Below are 17,218 nucleotides of genomic sequence, written 5' to 3'. Positions count from 1 at the left end.
GATCGTCCTGCCCGCCGCGCAGACCGGGACGGTCCGGTTGCGCTTCTGCGAGACCGAGCACCTGGACATCGCCCTGGATGCCGATGCGAACACCGTCTCGGTGGATCGCAGCAGGGCCAGCGCGGATCCCCGCGCCGACGGCGGCTGCGCCGTGGCGACCGGGGCCTTCGACGACTTGGCCGATCGTCCGGCGGTGAGGGTGCTGGTCGACGGGTCCGTGGTGGAGATCTTCACCAGTGCCGGTCGGTCGGTCACGACCCGGGTCTACCCCACTCAGGTGCCGCCGTGGACCATCCAGGCCCCCGCCCGGGCTCTTGTCTGGCAGCTGGGGCGCACCGTCACCACCGAGGCCGTCCCGGGCCACCGGTAGACCAGGCGGTACTCGGGTGCGGACCCGCGGTGAGCCGTCCGGGTCGAAGGCACAGCACGCACAGCACGAGGTCACCCCGAACATGCACGAGGAGCGCCCTGATCGGGCGCTCCTCGTGGTGGAGCATCGTGCTCCGCGGTTCTGCTGTGGCCCCCTGATCGAACAGGGGTTCCTGGTGGGCGATGCGGGTTTCGAACCCGCGACCTCTTCGGTGTGAACGAAGCGCGCTACCACTGCGCCAACCGCCCAGCGGAGGAAGACTATGCCAGACCTCTGCCGTCATGTCCAACCGGACCCGCACCCCGATCGCATCCGCATCGTCGGGCTGGGTGCCCTCCCCCGGGGACGGCGCGAGGAGATTTGCGCCCCCAGCCGCCGTGGGATACTGTTTCTTCCCGTCGCCGGGCGGATCGCCGACCGGAAACATGCGGACGTGGCTCAGTTGGTAGAGCATCACCTTGCCAAGGTGAGGGTCGCGGGTTCGAGTCCCGTCGTCCGCTCGGAGAAGGTCATTCGGACCTCATCCAAGACGATCTTGGTGGAGTGGCCGAGAGGCGAGGCAACGGACTGCAAATCCGTCTACACGGGTTCAAATCCCGTCTCCACCTCGGGCGGTTGGCGCAGCGGTAGCGCGCTTCCCTGACACGGAAGAGGTCGCCAGTTCAAACCTGGCATCGCCCACCACCGGACGAAGGGCCGGTCGGCACCAGCCGATCGGCCCTTTTCTTGTCTTTCGGCCAGATTCCGGTGCCCGGCCCCCGCGACCCGGTGCGTCGATGCGAGAATGTTGCGGACACAGACGACGGGAGGGGTCCTACCGTGACGGCACCGGTGCTCCTTCTCGTGATGCCGCTGGCTGCGACCGGGCAGGCGACCATCGCTGCGCACCGGCTGCGTCAGCGTCTGGCACGAGAGCACCCGCACGTCGAGACCGCGATCTCCTTCGCCGGGTCCCAGACGGCCCCCGCCACACCCCCCGAACCCAAGCCCGACTGGAGTGAGGTCGTGCTGGTGCCGGTGGATCTCACCCACCTCAAGGAGCCTCCGGAGTCCGTCCGGGCCCTCGCCGAACTGCTGAGCGCCTCCCATCCGGACCTGGCGGTCCGGATCTCCCGGCCCCTCGGGCCGGCCCCCGCCCTGCTCGGCGTCATCGACGACCGGATGCGGATGGCCACCCACCGCGCCCACACCCAGGAGATCGACGCCCTGGTGCTGTCCTCCCCCGACGCCGGGGACCGGCGCGGGTCCACCATGCTGTCGCGGATGTCGCGGATGTGGTCCCAGCACCACCACATCCCGGTCCGGCAGGCCAGTGGTTCCAGCGGGGCCCTGCACGTCGCCGAGGTGGTGCACTCGCTGCGCCGGGAGGGACGCCGTCACGTCGCGGTCGGCAGCCTGTGGGTGAGCATCAGCCCCGAGTCCCACGAGCACGACCTGGCGGCCCTGGAGGCCGGGGCCGAGGTGGTCTCGGCCCCGATCGGCGACGACGTGCTGCTGGCCCAGTGGGCCTTCGAGCGCTACTGCTCGGCGGCGATGGGGTCGGTGGCCGAGGACCCCGGCGGGGACTGACCGGCGAGACCGGGAACATCGGGTCACCGCACCGCGTTGACCTCACCTGACCACGATCGGCCAGAACCGGCGGGCACAGGCTCACCGACCGGCGTCCGATCGGCCGAGGAGGACCCGATGACCAGCACGAACCACCACGACACCCCCCGGGTGCAGATGACCCCCGACCAGTGGCGTCAACGACTCACCGACCAGGAGTTCAAGGTGCTGCGCGAGGCGGCCACCGAGGCCCCCTTCACCGGCGAGTACACCAGCACCACCACCGAGGGGGTCTACCGCTGCCGGGCCTGCGGGGCCGAACTGTTCCGCTCCACCGAGAAGTTCGAGTCCCACTGCGGATGGCCGAGCTTCTTCTCGCCGCTGGCCGAGGACCGGGTGCGTTACATCACCGACACCTCGCTGCCCGGGATGCCGCGCACCGAGGTGCGCTGCGCCGCCTGCGACTCCCACCTGGGACACGTCTTCTCGGGCGAGGGGTATGACACCCCGACCGATCTGCGGTACTGCATCAACTCGGTCTGCCTCACCCTGGAACCCACCGGGCGGTGAGGGACTCGCCGCCCGGGCGGCGCGCCCGGTGGCACCGGGGAACCTCCCACGGTTAGCCTCCTGGTGTGAACAACCCCACTCCGATCGATCTTCCCGACGGTTTTCCCGCAGTGAGGGCTCACATCCTCGACCACGTGTGGCGCGACGAGTTCACCGTCTCCGAGATTCCCGCGCCCCATCGGATCGCCCCGGACGCGATGGCCCTGGACGCCACCGTCTGTGAGGGGGACCGGACCCTGGGACAGGGCCGTCTCATCATTCTCCATGACCCCGAGGCCCCGGAGGCATGGCAGGGCACCACCCGGCTGGTGACCGTCGCGCGGGCCGAGGTCGACCTGGAGATGGCCACCGATCCCCTGCTGTCGGGGGTGGCCCGGTCCTGGCTGACCGACGCCCTGGACAACCTCAAGGCCCCTTACACCTGCCTGGCGGGCACCGCCACCTCGGTGGTGAGCAGATCCTTCGGCGGCCTGGACGACAAGCCCCAGGAGAGCCGCATCGAACTGCGCGCATCCTGGACCCCCCTCGTCGACGACGCGACCCAGCTCGACGCCCACCTGGCGGCCTGGCAGGATCTGTTGTGCCACATCTGCGGGCTTCCGCCGGCCGACCCGGGAGTGGTCATGCTCAGACGACACCGCCGGTGGGAGGCCGACGCATGAGCGACACCGACCCCGACGGCCCCGAGCTGCCGGTCCTCAACTTCCCTGCCGAGGGCGTCCCGCCCCTGGTCGACACCCCCGAGGCGCTGCTACGCACCGCCGAACGGCTGGCCGCCGGCACCGGACCGGTGGCCATCGACACAGAGCGCGCCCACGGCTACCGCTACAACACCCGCGCCTACCTCATCCAGCTGCGCCGCACCGGATCGGGAAGCCACCTCGTCGATCCCGCCGCCCTGGACCACCACGGCACCGGATCGGGGCTGGGCCCCCTGGCGGAGGCCCTGTCGGGAACCGAGTGGATCCTGCACGCCGCCACCCAGGACATGCCCTGCCTGGCGATGGAGGGGCTGAGACCCTCCCGGCTGTTCGACTCCGAACTGGCCGGCCGACTGCTCGGGCTGCCACGGGTCGGCCTGGGACCGATGGTGGAGCACTACTTCGGGGTCCACCTGCTCAAGGAGCACTCCGCCGCCGACTGGTCCACCCGCCCCCTGCCGGCCGACTGGATGGTCTACGCCGCACTGGACGTCGAACTGCTCATCCCGCTGCGCGACCTCCTCATTGCCGACCTGCGGCAGGCCGGCAAGCTGGACTGGGCGGACGAGGAGTTCGACCACCTGGTCCAGATCGGCGCCGAGCTTCCGGACGACCTGCCGGACCCGGACCCGCAGCGTTGGAGACGGACCACCGGCCTGCACGACGTGCGGACCCGGGCCGGTCTGGAGGTCGTCAAGGACCTGTGGTGGGCCCGCAACGACATCGCCAGGCGCACCGACATCGCTCCGGGACGGATCGTCAACGACCGGGCGATCTCCGCCCTGGGCACCCACACCGGCGACCGGGTCACCCTCACCGCCGAGGAGCTCGGACACTCCTCCGGATTCCGTCGCGGTCGGGCCCGACGCTACACCGACGACTGGCGACGGGCCGTGGAGGCCGCGGTGGCCACCAGCCCGCAGGACTACCCTCCCCGGCGCCTGCCGCCCGACGGTCCGCCACCGCCGCGCAGCTGGGCGAACCACCATCCCGAGGCCGCGGCCCGCTGGGAGGCGGTGCGCCCGGCGATGAACCAGCGGGCCGCCGACCTCGCCATGCCGCCGGAGAACCTCATCTCTCCCGACTGGCTGCGACGACTCGCCTGGCAACCGCCGACCGACCTGTCACCGCGCGGCGTCGACGCCTTCCTGGCCGATCTGGGGGCGCGTGCCTGGCAGCGCAACCTGGTCTGCGGGGAACTCAGTCGCCTGCTGTACTAGCCGCGGCCTGGTCACCTCGCCCAGACCGTCGACCATCTGGCGGACCCGCCCGGCGATCCCGGCGGCGTCCAGCCCGATCCGGTGCAGCAGGCTGGACCGGGAGGCGTGCGGCAGGTACTGCGAGGGGATGCCCAGCTCCAGCACCGGAGTCCACACCCCCCGGGCGTGCAGCTCACCGGACAGCCGCGCCCCCAGACCGCCGACCACCAGCCCGTCCTCCACACTCACCACGGCGCGCGCCCGCGACGCCATCGCCAGCAGCTCCTCGTCGACCGGCAGCGCCCAGCGGGGACTCACCACCGCGATCCCGGCGCCGTCCAGACCCAGGTCACCGGCGAGCAGCTCGGCGGCCGCCAGGGTGGCCGAGCACATCTGACCGTGGCACACCAGCAGGACGTCGACCGGCCCGGACGGGGAGGTCTGCCACAGCACGTCCAGGTCCCCGGTGCTGCGCAGCACCGGGATCTCGGCGGGCATCCGATCCTTGGAGTAGCGGATCACGGTGGGGCCGTCCTCGATCCCCACCGCCTGCCACAGCAGCGACTCCAGATGGTGACGATCCCTGGGACACGACAGCCGCATCCCGGGGACGATCCCGCAGATCGAGGTGTCCCACATCCCGTTGTGGCTGGCCCCGTCCGAACCGGTCACACCGGCCCGGTCCAGCACCACGGTGACCCCCTGGTGATGCAGTCCGGCATCCATCAACAGCTGGTCGAAGCCGCGGTTGAGGAAGGTGGAGTAGAGCGCCACCACCGGGTGCAGGCCGACCGCCGACAGTCCCGACGCCGAGGTGATGGCGTGCTGCTCGGCGATCCCGACGTCGAAGATCCGGTCGGGGAAGCGCTCGGCGAAGGGAGCCAGACCGACCGGGTGGAGCATCGCGGCGGTCATCGCGACGACCTCGGGGTGGGCCCTGCCGATGCTCACCATGGTCTGGGCGAAGGTCGCGGTCCAGGAGTCCTCGGCGCTGACGCCGTGCGGCCGGCCGGTGACCGGGTCGACCGCGCCGACGGTGTGGAAGTGGTCCTCCTGGTCGTGCTCGGCGGCCGGGTAGCCCTTCCCCTTGGAGGTGATCGCGTGGACGATGACCGGCTGGCGGTACCGCTTGGCCAGTTCCAGGGCTCGTTCCAGAGCGTCGACGTCGTGCCCGTCGACCGGTCCCAGGTACTTGATGCCCAGATCCGAGAAGATCCCGTGGCTGCCGATCAGGGCGTCCTTCATGCCGGTCTTGACGCCGTGCATCAGGCCGTAGACCTGACGCCCCAGGGGCTTGTCGGTCACCATCTGCTTGATCCGGTCGAGGGTCTCCTCGTAGCGCGGGTCGGTGCGGATCGCCGACAGCTGGTTGGCCAGCCCGCCGACCGTCGGGTAGTAGGAGCGGCCGTTGTCGTTGACGACGATGACCAGCTGCAGGTCCTGCTGGGCGGCGATCGAGTTCAGCGCCTCCCAGGCCATCCCACCGGTGAGTGCCCCGTCGCCGATCACCGCTACCACGGTCCGGTCGCCGCCGGTCAGCCGGATCCCCTCGGCCATTCCCTCGGCCCATGACAGCGAGGTCGAGGCGTGGGAGTTCTCCACCCAGTCGTGCGGCGACTCGGCGCGGCTGGGATATCCCGACAGGCCGTCCTCCTGGCGCAGGGTGTCGAACAGTCCGCTGCGACCGGTGATGATCTTGTGGACGTAACTCTGGTGACCGGTGTCGAAGATGATCGGGTCCCGGGGGGAGCAGAACACCCGGTGAATGGCCAGGGTGAGCTCGACCACACCGAGATTCGGGCCGAGGTGGCCGCCGGTGCGGTTGACATGCTCTATGAGGAACTGTCGGATCTCGTCGGCGAGATCGCGTGTCTGACGGTCGCTGAGCTGTCGTAGATCAGCCGGACCGTGAATCGAGTCGAGCAGGGCCATGGCAGAGATCTTATTGCCCGGGGGAAACCGCCGGCCCCCGACATCGCCGGAGGCACCGCGGCCCCGACGGATCACTCCGTCGGGGCCGCGGTGCTCAACCAGCAGTGCTCAGCGCGACGCCATGTGCCGCAGCACGTACTGCAGGATGCCGCCGTTGAGGTAGTACTCCCGCTCCCCTGGCGTGTCGATGCGCACCACGGCGTCGAACTCGACGGTCCGGGCAGGGGCGTCGGCCGGCGCGGTGGCGCGCACGTGGACCGTCTCGGGGATCTTCTCGTTGATGGCGTCGACGCCGGTGATCTCGAAGGTCTCGGTGCCGTCCAGACCCAGCGAGTCGGCGCTGAAGCCCTCGGGGAACTGCAGCGGCAGGACCCCCATCCCGATGAGGTTGGAGCGGTGGATCCGCTCATAGGACTCGGTGATGACCGCGCGCACCCCGAGCAGCATCGTGCCCTTGGCCGCCCAGTCCCGGGAGGATCCCGAGCCGTACTCCTTGCCGCCCAGGACGACCAGCGGGATGCCGGCGGCCTGGTAGTGCTGGGAGGCGTCGAAGACGGTGGTGACCGGTCCGCCGTCGACGGTGAGATCGCGGGTGAACCCGCCCTCGGTCCCCGGTGCCAGCTGGTTGCGCAGCCTGATGTTGGCGAAGGTGCCGCGCATCATCACCTCGTGGTTGCCGCGCCGCGAGCCGTAGGAGTTGAAGTCCTTGCGGGCAATCCCGCGCTCGGCCAGCCAGCGCCCGGCCGGCGAGTCGGCTTTGATGGCCCCGGCCGGGGAGATGTGGTCGGTGGTCACCGAGTCGCCGAGCTTCAGCAGCACCCTCGCCCCGGTGATGTCGCCGACCGGCTGCGGCTCGGCGGGCATCCCGTCGAAGATCGGCAGCTTGCGCACATAGGTCGACTCCGGGTCCCAGGCGAAGGTCTTGCCGTCGGGGGTCTCCAGGGACTTCCAGCGCGGACCTCCCTCGAAGACGTCGGCGTAGCGGCTGGTGTACATGTCGGCGGAGATCGCCGAACCGACGATCTGCTCGATCTCCTCGGCCGAGGGCCAGACGTCCTTCATGAACACATCGGTGCCGTCGGAGGCGGTGCCGATCGGCTCGCTGGCCAGATCGATGTCCATCGTGCCGGCCAGGGCGTAGACCACCACCAGGGGCGGCGAGGCGAGGTAGTTCATCTTGACGTCGGGGCTGATCCTGCCCTCGAAGTTGCGGTTGCCCGACAGCACCGCGGTGACGGCCATGTCGTTCTCGTTGACCGCCGCCGAGATCTCCGGGATCAGCGGGCCGGTGTTCCCGATGCAGGTGGTGCACCCGTAGCCGACCAGGTCGAAGCCCAGGGCGTCCAGGTCGGAGGTCAGTCCGGACCGGTCCAGGTAGTCGGTGACCACCTGGGAGCCCGGCGCCAGGGAGGTCTTGACCCACGGCTTGGGGCTCAGCCCCAGGGCGCGGGCCTTGCGGGCCACCAGCCCGGCGGAGATCATCACGCTCGGGTTGGAGGTGTTGGTGCAGGAGGTGATCGCCGCCACGCTCACCGCGCCGTTGCGCAGGTCGAAGGAGCGGTCGTCGGAGAGGGTGACCGGGACCGTGATGTCGGGCTGGGAGGAGTAGCGCGGCACTACCTTCTCGAAGGCCTGCTTGGAGCCGGCCAGCGGGATCCGGTCCTGGGGGCGCTTGGGTCCGGCCAGGGAGGGCTCGACGGTCGACAGGTCCAGCTCCAGGTACTCGGAGTAACGCGGCTCGTGGTCGGGGTCGTGCCACATCCCCTGGGCCCGGGCGTAGGCCTCCACCAGGGCGATCTGGTGCTCGGGGCGTCCGGTGAGGCGCAGGTAGTCCAGGGTCACCTGGTCGATCGGGAAGACGGCGATGGTCGAGCCGTACTCGGGGCTCATATTGCCCAGGGTGGCCCGGTTGGCCAGCGGAACGGCCGCCACGCCCGGCCCGTAGAACTCGACGAACTTGCCGACCACCTTGTGCTCGCGCAGCATCTGGGTGATGGTGAGCACCAGGTCGGTGGCGGTGACCCCCTCGGCGAGGGCGCCGTGGAGCTTGAAGCCGACCACCCGGGGCACCAGCATCGAGACCGGCTGGCCCAGCATTGCGGCCTCGGCCTCGATCCCGCCGACCCCCCAGCCCACCACGCCGAGTCCGTTGACCATCGTGGTGTGGGAGTCGGTGCCCACGCAGGTGTCCGGATAGGCGACCTTCCGGCCGTCCTCCTCGCCGACGAAGGTCACCCGGGCGAGGTGCTCGATGTTGACCTGGTGGACGATGCCGGTGCCCGGCGGGACGACCCGGAAGTTCTCGAAGGCGCCCTGGCCCCAGCGCAGGAACTGGTAGCGCTCGCGGTTGCGCTGGTACTCCATCTCCTGGTTGAACTCGAAGGCCCTGGGGGTGCCGAAGCTGTCGACGATAACGGAGTGGTCGATGACCATCTCGGCCGGAGACAGCGGATTGACCTGCTCGGGGTTCCCACCCAGATCGGCGACCGCCTCGCGCATGGTGGCCAGGTCCACGATGCAGGGGACGCCGGTGAAGTCCTGCATGATCACCCTGGCCGGGGTGAACTGGATCTCGTGGGAGGGCTGGGCCTCGGGGTCCCAGTGGCCCAGCGAGGAGATCTGGTCGGTGGTGATGTTGGCGCCGTCCTCGGTGCGCAGCAGGTTCTCCAGGAGCACCTTGAGGCTGTAGGGCAGGTCCGCCGAACCCTCGACGGCGTCCACCCCGTAGATCTGGTACGACTGGCCATCGACCTCGAGGGTTCTTCTCGCGCCGAAACTATTGATGCTCATCGGTTGAACTCCAAGCTGTAGCGGGCTGGATCGGTCCAGAACCCATCATGGCCCCGTCCGGACCTGTCCGGTCCAGAACGGCTGAGACGACACGGCTCATGGCATTTCTCTTGACGTCAAGATACCACCCTGGAACGGCGTGCCGGGCCGGTCCCGCGGCTCAGTCCTCGGTGGCGGGAACCAGGATCGCCACGCACTCGACGTGATGGGTCATCGGGAACAGGTCGAAGGCCCTGATCGAGGCCGGCCGGTAGCCCCCCTCGGCGAACAGTGACAGGTCCCGGGCCAGCGAGGCGGGGTCGCAGGCGACGTGGGCCACCGCCCGGGGACGACGGGTGAGGATCTCGGCCACCACCTTGCGGCCGGCCCCCTTGCGCGGCGGGTCCAGCACGACCAGGTCGGCGCGCGAGGACAGCTGCCTCATCGAGCGCTCGGTGCGCCCGACGATGAACCGCCCGGTGACATTGCGTCGGGCCAGGGTCACCGCGCGCCGGGAGATCTCGACACCCTCGACACGCGCACCGGCCCGGGCCAGGACCCCGGCGAACAGTCCCACCCCGCAGTACAGGTCCAGGGCCTTCTCCCCCTGGCGCGGTTGCAGTCCGTCGAGGACGGCCGCGGTGAGCACCTTGGCGGCCCGGGGATGGACCTGCCAGAATCCGCCGGCATCGACCTTCCACTGCAGCGGCCCGCAGCTCTCGGTGACGGTGGCCGGTCCCTCGACCAGGACCCCGTCGGCCAGCACCGAGACCCTCGTCCGGTCGGCGCCGGTGCCCGAGACGACCACCTGGACCTCCTCGGCGCCGGCGGCGGCATCGCGGGCGGCCGCCCGGCCGCTCGGATGGGAGATCGGGCATCCCTCGGCCGGCACCGCCACCAGGTCGTGGGACCGGAAGGCGCGCAGCGCCGGGACGCCGTCACGGGTCCGGTAGTGCATCCGGGTGCGCCAGCCCAGCCCGTCCTCGTCGGCGTCGGCGGGTTCGACCGCACCCTCCCAGTCGATGCCGGCGATCCGCTGCAGCTGCTCGGCGACCACCCGACGCTTGAGCTCCCGCTGGAAGTCGATCTGGACGTGCTGGAAGTCGCACCCGCCGCACACCCCGGCCACCGGGCAGACCGGGTCGACGCGGTGCTCGTCGGCGACCAGCACCTCACGGGTGGCGGCGAACCAGTGGGAGGCCTTCGAGTCGTCCAGCACCCTCGCCCGGACCTTCTCCCCTGGCAGCCCGCCGCGCACGAAGACCACCCGGCCCTCGGAGCGGGCCACGCAGAACCCGCCGTGGGCGATCGGGCCCAGGTCCAGCTCCAGGACGGCGCCCTCGTGCTGCTGTGTCATCGGTCCTCCACATCTCGACGGGTCCGTGTCGATCCGTCGCCGTCCCAGTCTGCCCGGTCTGCTCCGGGAGCCGTACCGCACCCCCGAGGGCCGGTCAGCCTCGAGTCGAGCTCACCGACCGCCGCGAGTCGCGCCAGGAGCGCGGATCGTCACGGCGCCAGCGCCGCTCGGCGTAGCGGGAGGAGCTGAGCTGGTAGGGCACCGTGGAGATCAGCACGCCGGGCATGAAGTGCAGTCGGGCCCGGATCATCACACCAGTCTGGTTGTGCAGCGCCCGCTCCCACCAGTGGCCGACCACGTACTCCGGGATGAACACCTCGACCATGTCGCGGGGGTTCTCGCTGCGGATCCGCCGAATGTGCTCGACGAAGGGGTTGGTCACCTCGCGGAAGGGCGAGGCGATGACCTTCAGGGGGACGTCGACGTCCTCGGACTCCCAGGTCTGCAGGACCTTCTCGGTGGCGTCGGGGTCGACGTCGACCGTGACGGCCTCCAGGAAGGTCGGCACGGTGGCCTTGGCGAACTGCAGGGCCCGCATGGTCGGCTTGTTGAGGTCGGCGACCATCACCACCGCGTGCACCCTCGAGGGCAGCGCCCGGTCCGAGGAGTCCGACAGCTCCAGCTCCGCATGGACCTTGTCGTAGTGGCGTCGGATCGACTTCATCAGGGCGAAGGCTCCCACCATCGCGATGAGGGCCAGGTAGGCGCCGTGGGTGAACTTCGAGGCCAGGATGATGATGAGGACGATCCCGGTCATCACCAGGCCGACCCCGTTGATCACCCGGGAGCGCTGCCAGGTGCGCCGCTGCTCCTTGGGAGCCCTCTGGTCGGAGCGCAGCAGGCGCGTCCAGTGCCGCAGCATGCCGGTCTGGCTCACCGTGAAGGAGATGAACACCCCGACCACGTAGAGCTGGATGAGGGCGGTCACCGAGGCGTTGAAGGCCAGTACCAGCACGGCGGCGCCGACGGCCAGGGTGATGATGCCGTTGGAGTAGGCGAGCCGGTCTCCGCGGGTGTGCAGCTGGCGGGGCAGGAAGCCGTCCTTGGCCAGGATCGAGCCGAGCACCGGGAAGCCGTTGAAGGCGGTGTTCGCGGCCAGGAACAGGATGAGCATCGTGCAGATGATCATGATGTAAAAGCCGGGCCGGAAGGTGTCGAAGAAGACGGTGCGGGCCAGCTGGCCGACCACGGTGGTCTGGGCGGCCAGCGGATGACCGTCGGGACCGATGATCCGGGACCCGCCGCCGGTCCCGTCGAACATCTGGACCCCGGTCACCCGGGCCAGCACGATGATCCCCATCAGCATCGACACGGCGATCCCGCCCAGCAGGGCCAGGGTCGCCGCGGCGTTGCGGGACTTGGGCTCCCGGAAGGAGGGGACGCCGTTGGAGATCGCCTCGACTCCGGTCAGGGCGGCACATCCCGAGGAGAAGGTGCGCGCCATCAGGGCCACCATCGCCAGGCCCATCATCGAGGTGTACTTGGCCGATCCCTCCACCTGGAGTCCGGCGGTGGCGGCGCGCAGGTCCTGACCCATCAGGAAGATCCGGACCAGTCCCCAGGCCACCATCGCGCCGACGCTGATCATGAAGGCGTAGACCGGGATCGCGAAGAAGGTTCCCGACTCGCGGGTGCCGCGCAGGTTCAGGCCGGTGAGAACCACGATCACCCCGGCCGCTACCAGTCCTTCGTGGCCGTGGATGGCCGGGATCATCGCCTCGGCGTTCTGGACTCCCGAGGAGACCGACACCGCCACCGTCAGCAGGTAGTCGACCAGCAGGGCGCTGGCCACCACGAGGCCGGCATTGGGGCCGAGGTTGTCGGTGGCGACCTCGTAGTCCCCGCCTCCCGACGGGTAGGCGTGCACGGTCTGTCGGTAGGACATCACCACGACGAGCATCACGCAGGCGACCGCGATGCCGATCTTCCAGGAGAAGGCGAACCCGGCCGCCCCCGCCAGGGACAGGGTGATGAGGATCTCGTCGGGAGCGTAGGCAACGCTCGACAGCGCGTCAGAGGCGAACACGGGCAGCGCGATGCGCTTGGGCAGCAGCGTCTGGCCCAGTTCGCTGCTCTCGAGCTTGCGCCCGATGAGCAGTCTCTTCACAGCCTGCGTTACATTCACGAGCGGTCACTCTACGTCTGAGCGCCGCGGTGCAGAAGACGGGCGGTGCGACACCGCGGCCCCGACAGGGCAGAATGACACCCTGAGAGTGACGGGAGGGTCACGTGCACATCGTCATCATGGGATGCGGTCGGGTCGGTTCGAGCCTGGCCAGGTCTCTGGAGAAGCGCGGCCACAGTGTGGCGGTCATCGACCAGGAGGCGGAGTCGTTCCGTCGTCTCGGCCCGGAGTTCCGCGGCATCACGGTGCGCGGGGTGGGTTTTGACCGCACCGTTCTGGAGAAGGCCGATATCCGCAATGCGGACGGTTTCGCCGCGGTGTCCAGCGGTGACAACTCCAATGTGCTGGCCGCCCGGGTGGTCCACGAGGAGTTCGGCATCGACAACGTGGTGGCCCGGATCTACGACCAGGGTCGCGCCGAGGTCTACGAGAGACTCGGGATTCCGACCGTGGCCACCGTGCGGTGGGCCGCCGACCAGGTGTTGCGCTCCATGATGCCGGAGGGCTCCGAGCCGGCCTGGCGCGATCCCTCGGGTCAGGCCCGGTTGATCCGGGTGAACACCCACGCGGCCTGGGTGGGGATGAAGATCAGTGCGATCCAGGACCAGATCCACACCCCGCTGCCCTTCCTGCAGCGCTTCGGGACCGGCATCGTGCCCTCCCCCTCCACCCTGCTCCAGGACGGCGACGTCGTCTACGCGGCCGTCGAGGTCGAGCGGGTGCCCGAGGTCGAGCGCCTGCTCGCCGCTCCCCCGGCCCGCCGCTGAGCCGCTCCCACCTCTGAAAGGCAACTCAAATTGCGCATCGCCATCGTCGGGGCCGGCAATGTCGGCCGGTCCATCGCCCGTGAGCTCATCGCCCACGGGCACGAGATCCTTCTCATCGACCGCAATCCCCACGCCATGAACCCCGACACCGTGCCGGAGGCCGAGTGGTTGTGCGCCGACGCCTGCGAGCTGGACTCCCTGGATGAGGCCCGGCTGGACCACTGCGACGTCTCGATCTCGGCGACCGGCGACGACAAGGCCAATCTGGTGCACTCCCTGCTCGCCAAGACGGAGTTCGGGGTGCCGCGCACGGTGGCCCGGGTCAACCACCCGAGCAATGAGTGGATGTTCGACGAGGTGTGGGGGGTCGACGTCGCGGTCTCCACGCCGCGGCTGATGGCGGCACTGGTCGAGGAGGCGGTGACGGTCGGCGACCTGGTGCGGCTGTTCACCTTCCAGAAGGGCCGCGCCAACCTCGTCGAGCTCACCCTCCCCGACACGAGTCCTCGGGTCGGCGAGCGGGTCCGCGACATCCAGCTGCCCGGCGACGGGGTGCTGGTGGCGGTCATCAGGGACGGTCAGGGCCGGGTCCCCGAGCGCGACGGCGCTCTGGAGGCCGGTGACGAGCTGCTGTTCATCGTCTCGCCGAACTACGAGTCGGACCTCGTCCAGCTGCTGGCCCCCAAGGAGTAGCTGCCGGTAGTAGGTGCCAGGCCGGGCGAGGGTCCGGGGGCACGCGCCGCTAGTCGCTCAGCAGCTGGTACCTGGGGTTGTAGATGGTCCACTGTCCGTCGTGGATGGCGATCAGGCCGTCGACGGCGAGTCTGCGGCCGGCGCGCAGCCCGGGTATCCGGCGTCTCCCCATCCACACCAGGTGGACCGAGCCGGTGCCGTCATTGAGTTCGGCCTCCAGCCAGCGGTTGGTGCCGTTCGGGTTGAGGGTGAGGACCTCGATCCTGCCCTGGATCCGCACCCGGGTGCGGGGCTGGGCGTTGGCGATGGTGCTCGCCCCGGCGTTCTGGGACTCCTTGCGCAGCTCGTCGTCGGCCAGGTCGTCGTTGGAGGCCGCGACCCGGTACAGGACCCGGCGCAGCACCCCGGGGCGTGCTCCGGGTCTGCGGGCGGGCCGGGCCATCAGGACTCCTCGGCGCGCAGCTCGTCGGGCACCTTGAGCGGAATGACGTCGCCGGGCACCCGGGGCAGCTCGTCACGGCGGACCACCAGGTTGCAGAAGAACTCCAGGAGCAGCTGGCCGGTGGCGTCCAGCTCCTCGCCCACCGCGCAGTCGCCCATCAGGACGCCGCGCAGCAGCCAACGGGGGCCCTGGGTCAGCCAGCTGCGCGACACGTGGAATCCCTGATCCCCGTCGGGTCCGGTCATCGGCACCACCCGGTGCAGCTCGGCTCCCAGCGGTCCCTGGTTGACGACCGCCTGGCCGTTCTGGGCCTCGGTTCCCTGGATCATCTCCCGGTGGACCTGGCTGATCATCTCGCCGGTGGAGGGGGCGGCGAACAGGGCCACCTCCAGGGCGTTGTTTCCGCGCACGACCAGCAGACTCTGGACCTCACCGCTGTCCTGGTCGATCTGGATCTGCATCTGCATGTCCTCGAAGGGGGTGACGATCAGCGATCCGAAGTCGATCCGCTTGATGTCGTCGGCGTCGAGGTCGACCTGGTCGATGTCGAAGGGACCGTCCTCGCGCTCCAGGTTGATGCGGTAGATGCCGTCATCCCCGTCCTGGTCGGTGCCGTCCTCCTCGGTGTCCCCATCGGCGGTCTCGTCGTCCTCGGTCTTCGCTACGTCCTCGGCGTCGGAGTCCTCCTGAGTCTCAGCGGCCACGGAGTCCGGTGTGTCCTCGGTGGACGCGGTGTCCTCGGGGGTCTCGGCGGCATCGACCTGCTCGGTCGCGACCTCGGCCTCCTTGTCGACGTCCTTGTCCTTGTTCTTCCTGCGACCGAAGATCACAACCAGGTCCTTCCGTGACGATTAACCCCGACGACGCCCAGAGCGTCACCGCAGTCTATCCACGGCTCGGCAGAGTCATGCCACACCGGTGGACCCGTACCCGGACTCCCCCCGGGATGACGGCGGAAGCTCCTCCACCGGAACGAACCGGGCCCGGACCACCGGGATGATGACGAGCTGGGCGATCCGGTCCCCGGCGTCCAGGTGGATCGGATGGCTGGGATCGGTGTTGATGAGCAGGATCCGCAGCTCCCCGCGGTACCCGGAGTCGATGGTGCCGGGGGTGTTGACGATGCTGAGTCCGGTGCGCGCCGCCAGTCCGGAGCGCGGGTTGATGAACCCGACGTACCCGTCGGGGATGGCAACCCGAACCCCGGTGGGCACCATGAGCCGCCGGCCCGGGGCCAGATCGACCTCGACGGTGGTCGACAGGTCGGCGCCGGCGTCCCCGGGCATCGCGTAGTGCGGGGCGGTGGCTCCCGCCGCCACGGTGGTCGCGATCTCGATCTCGGGGGTCATGTCGATCTGGTCGGCCACGGTGTCTCCTTCAGCGTCGATCCGGTCGGGCCGGGGTGTGCGACCGCCGGCCGATCGGCCTGGTGCAGATGGTCCTGAACGACCGCCGCGAGCTCCTGGGGGTGTCGGGTGGACAGGATCCAGGCGGGATGGGGATCGGCCGGGTCGGCCAGTCGCAGCACGACTCCGGTGGAGATCCAGGGGCGGGTGACGATGAAGGCGTCGATCTGGTGGCGGCTGTGCGTCACCGTGGCCATGGTCTGGGTGTCGCAGGCCCGCACCCGGTCGATCCACCGCCACTCGATGCGACTGCCGCCCACCGTGACGGCCTGGTCATCGGCGCGGATCCGGGTCGCCCCGGCGGCCAGCCCGGCCCACAGCGTCACGGCGAGGATGATGACGGCGGCCACCAGGCCGACCACGGGAGGGGTCCAGGCCGCCACCGCAATCGCGATGGAGACCGCGAAGAGACCGGCGATGAGCCACCACGGCCAGGACATCGACAGGCGTTCTGTGTAGTGAGAAGACATCACGGGGGAGGCTCAGGCCTCCGCACCTCCCTGTCCGGAGTTCGGGTCGACGGTGAAGGCAAGGACACTCGGGAACTGGTGAGCAGCCCGACGATGACCATGGTGGCACGTGGACCCCCATAGGATGGCCCCATGAGTTCTGACACGCTGTTCTGGAAGATCTACGCCGGGCTCGCCGGCGCTGTCACCACCCTGGCCGCCCAGAAGGCGGTGTCGCTGCTGTGGCGCACCGTCACCGGTGATGACGAGCCCCCGGTTTCCGAGGATCTGGAGGTCTCGACCGGCAAGGCACTCAGCTGGATGGTGGCCAGCGGGATCGGCGTCGCCGCCAGCCAGCTGCTCGTGAGCCGGGCTATCCGACGCCAGCAGCTGAACCGCAGCGTCTCCCACTGACTCTCCGACCACTGCGCCCACCCCGCCGGGGCGGACCGGGTCAGACGCAGTCGACGCAGTAGGACAGCCCGTCGCGGACCTCTGCCAGCTGGGAACGTCCCTTCACCAGGAAGCAGGAGGCGCAGGTGAACTCCCCGGACTGCCGGGGAAGCACCCGCACGGTGAGCTCCTCGTGGGAGAGGTCGGCTCCGGGAAGCTCGAAGGCCTCGGCCGCCTCGGTCTCGTCCTCATCGACCTTTCCGGAGTTCGAGTCGTTGCGGCGATTCTTGAGTTCCTCGATGGAGTCCTCATTGGGATCGTCATCGGTCTTGCGCGGGGCGTCATAATCTGTCGCCATAGTTGCCCTCCCGTAGCGAACTGGGTGCCTTGTGATCGGTGCGACAGCACGCAATGGGCTGTATCGAGGTGTCCACCGGTCGATGTTCGGCCCCATGTGTATCACACTGTGCAGCATGGTCCCCGACCACCGTGGTTCT

General features: G+C 69.6%; 16 protein-coding genes, 4 tRNA genes and 1 pseudogene. 11 read left to right on the top strand and 10 right to left on the bottom strand.

The annotated features are described in order from the left end of the window. The first annotated feature begins 1 nt into the window (after window position 1). Complete coding sequence (locus tag H590_RS0107070) at window positions 2–370, top strand: GH32 C-terminal domain-containing protein (RefSeq protein WP_084149340.1); 369 nt, start codon at window positions 2–4, stop codon at window positions 368–370. Between the two features lie 173 nt (window positions 371–543). On the opposite strand, the gene H590_RS0107065 is transcribed toward H590_RS0107070, so the two are convergent. Continuing rightward, window positions 544–618: transfer RNA gene (locus H590_RS0107065), tRNA-Val, on the bottom strand. Between the two features lie 179 nt (window positions 619–797). Here H590_RS0107065 and H590_RS0107060 point away from each other — a divergent pair. From H590_RS0107060 to H590_RS0107030, 7 genes are all read left to right on the top strand, one after another. After that, window positions 798–870: transfer RNA gene (locus H590_RS0107060), tRNA-Gly, on the top strand. A 37-nt stretch (window positions 871–907) separates the two neighbouring features. Continuing rightward, window positions 908–978 (top strand) — tRNA-Cys (locus H590_RS0107055). A 1-nt stretch (window position 979) separates the two neighbouring features. Next, window positions 980–1,054, top strand: a tRNA-Val gene (locus tag H590_RS0107050). A gap of 135 nt (window positions 1,055–1,189) precedes the next feature. Next, the gene (locus tag H590_RS0107045) at window positions 1,190–1,939 is read left to right on the top strand and encodes a sirohydrochlorin chelatase (RefSeq protein ID WP_028703006.1); all 750 of its coding nucleotides are present in this window, start codon (window positions 1,190–1,192) and stop codon (window positions 1,937–1,939) included. A 117-nt stretch (window positions 1,940–2,056) separates the two neighbouring features. Beyond that, window positions 2,057–2,488, top strand: a complete 432-nt coding sequence (gene msrB, locus H590_RS0107040) for a peptide-methionine (R)-S-oxide reductase MsrB (protein WP_028703005.1) — start codon at window positions 2,057–2,059, stop codon at window positions 2,486–2,488. Between the two features lie 65 nt (window positions 2,489–2,553). After that, window positions 2,554–3,150: a DUF3000 domain-containing protein gene (locus tag H590_RS0107035; protein WP_097798906.1), complete on the top strand. Its 597-nt coding sequence runs from the start codon at window positions 2,554–2,556 to the stop codon at window positions 3,148–3,150. Then, on the top strand, window positions 3,147–4,409 hold the full coding sequence (locus H590_RS0107030) for an HRDC domain-containing protein (protein ID WP_028703003.1): 1,263 nt from the start codon (window positions 3,147–3,149) through the stop codon (window positions 4,407–4,409). Before H590_RS0107035 ends, H590_RS0107030 begins: the two co-directional genes overlap by 4 nt. A gap of 30 nt (window positions 4,410–4,439) precedes the next feature. Here H590_RS0107030 and dxs read toward each other — a convergent pair. From dxs to H590_RS0107010, 4 genes and pseudogenes are all read right to left on the bottom strand, one after another. Further along, a pseudogene (dxs, locus tag H590_RS15440) lies at window positions 4,440–6,320 on the bottom strand (1-deoxy-D-xylulose-5-phosphate synthase); the annotation flags it as partial. Window positions 6,321–6,428: 108 nt separating this feature from the next. After that, a complete protein-coding gene (gene acnA / locus H590_RS0107020) occupies window positions 6,429–9,110 on the bottom strand; it encodes an aconitate hydratase AcnA (protein WP_028703002.1) in 2,682 nt (893 codons plus the stop codon). Window positions 9,111–9,270: 160 nt separating this feature from the next. After that, complete coding sequence (locus tag H590_RS0107015) at window positions 9,271–10,446, bottom strand: class I SAM-dependent RNA methyltransferase (protein WP_028703001.1); 1,176 nt, start codon at window positions 10,444–10,446, stop codon at window positions 9,271–9,273. Between the two features lie 94 nt (window positions 10,447–10,540). Next, complete coding sequence (locus tag H590_RS0107010; RefSeq protein ID WP_028703000.1) at window positions 10,541–12,571, bottom strand: APC family permease; 2,031 nt, start codon at window positions 12,569–12,571, stop codon at window positions 10,541–10,543. Window positions 12,572–12,690: 119 nt separating this feature from the next. Here H590_RS0107010 and H590_RS0107005 point away from each other — a divergent pair, with 119 nt between their 5' ends. Further along, window positions 12,691–13,338 (top strand): potassium channel family protein, encoded by a 648-nt coding sequence (locus H590_RS0107005; protein ID WP_051238286.1) that lies wholly within the window; start codon window positions 12,691–12,693, stop codon window positions 13,336–13,338. Window positions 13,339–13,368: 30 nt separating this feature from the next. After that, window positions 13,369–14,031, top strand: a complete 663-nt coding sequence (locus H590_RS0107000) for a potassium channel family protein (protein ID WP_028702998.1) — start codon at window positions 13,369–13,371, stop codon at window positions 14,029–14,031. Window positions 14,032–14,080: 49 nt separating this feature from the next. On the opposite strand, the gene H590_RS0106995 is transcribed toward H590_RS0107000, so the two are convergent. The 4 genes from H590_RS0106995 to H590_RS0106980 all read right to left on the bottom strand — a co-directional run bounded on the left by H590_RS0106995 (window position 14,081) and on the right by H590_RS0106980 (window position 16,349). Continuing rightward, on the bottom strand, window positions 14,081–14,473 hold the full coding sequence (locus H590_RS0106995; RefSeq protein ID WP_051238270.1) for an OB-fold nucleic acid binding domain-containing protein: 393 nt from the start codon (window positions 14,471–14,473) through the stop codon (window positions 14,081–14,083). Next, a complete protein-coding gene (locus H590_RS0106990; protein ID WP_036981458.1) occupies window positions 14,473–15,303 on the bottom strand; it encodes a DUF3710 domain-containing protein in 831 nt (276 codons plus the stop codon). The genes H590_RS0106995 and H590_RS0106990 overlap by 1 nt, the downstream gene beginning before the upstream one ends. Before the next feature lie 75 nt (window positions 15,304–15,378). Further along, window positions 15,379–15,822: a dUTP diphosphatase gene (gene dut, locus H590_RS0106985; RefSeq protein ID WP_036981517.1), complete on the bottom strand. Its 444-nt coding sequence runs from the start codon at window positions 15,820–15,822 to the stop codon at window positions 15,379–15,381. Further along, the gene (locus H590_RS0106980) at window positions 15,819–16,349 is read right to left on the bottom strand and encodes a DUF3093 domain-containing protein (protein ID WP_036981456.1); all 531 of its coding nucleotides are present in this window, start codon (window positions 16,347–16,349) and stop codon (window positions 15,819–15,821) included. Before H590_RS0106980 ends, dut begins: the two co-directional genes overlap by 4 nt. Window positions 16,350–16,481: 132 nt before the next feature. Between H590_RS0106980 and H590_RS0106975 the strand changes: the two genes are divergently transcribed. Further along, complete coding sequence (locus tag H590_RS0106975) at window positions 16,482–16,742, top strand: DUF4235 domain-containing protein (protein ID WP_028702993.1); 261 nt, start codon at window positions 16,482–16,484, stop codon at window positions 16,740–16,742. Window positions 16,743–16,782: 40 nt separating this feature from the next. On the opposite strand, the gene H590_RS0106970 is transcribed toward H590_RS0106975, so the two are convergent. After that, window positions 16,783–17,079 carry a DUF4193 domain-containing protein gene (locus H590_RS0106970; RefSeq protein ID WP_028702992.1) on the bottom strand — a complete coding sequence of 99 codons (297 nt, stop codon included), beginning with the start codon at window positions 17,077–17,079 and terminating at the stop codon, window positions 16,783–16,785. Window positions 17,080–17,218: the final 139 nt, after the last annotated feature.

Source organism: Acidipropionibacterium jensenii DSM 20535, assembly GCF_000425285.1.
Taxonomy (GTDB): Bacteria; Actinomycetota; Actinomycetes; order Propionibacteriales; family Propionibacteriaceae; genus Acidipropionibacterium; species Acidipropionibacterium jensenii.
The sequence above is the reverse complement of the archived record's forward strand: the minus strand, read 5'-3'. Positions and strand labels throughout refer to the sequence as shown.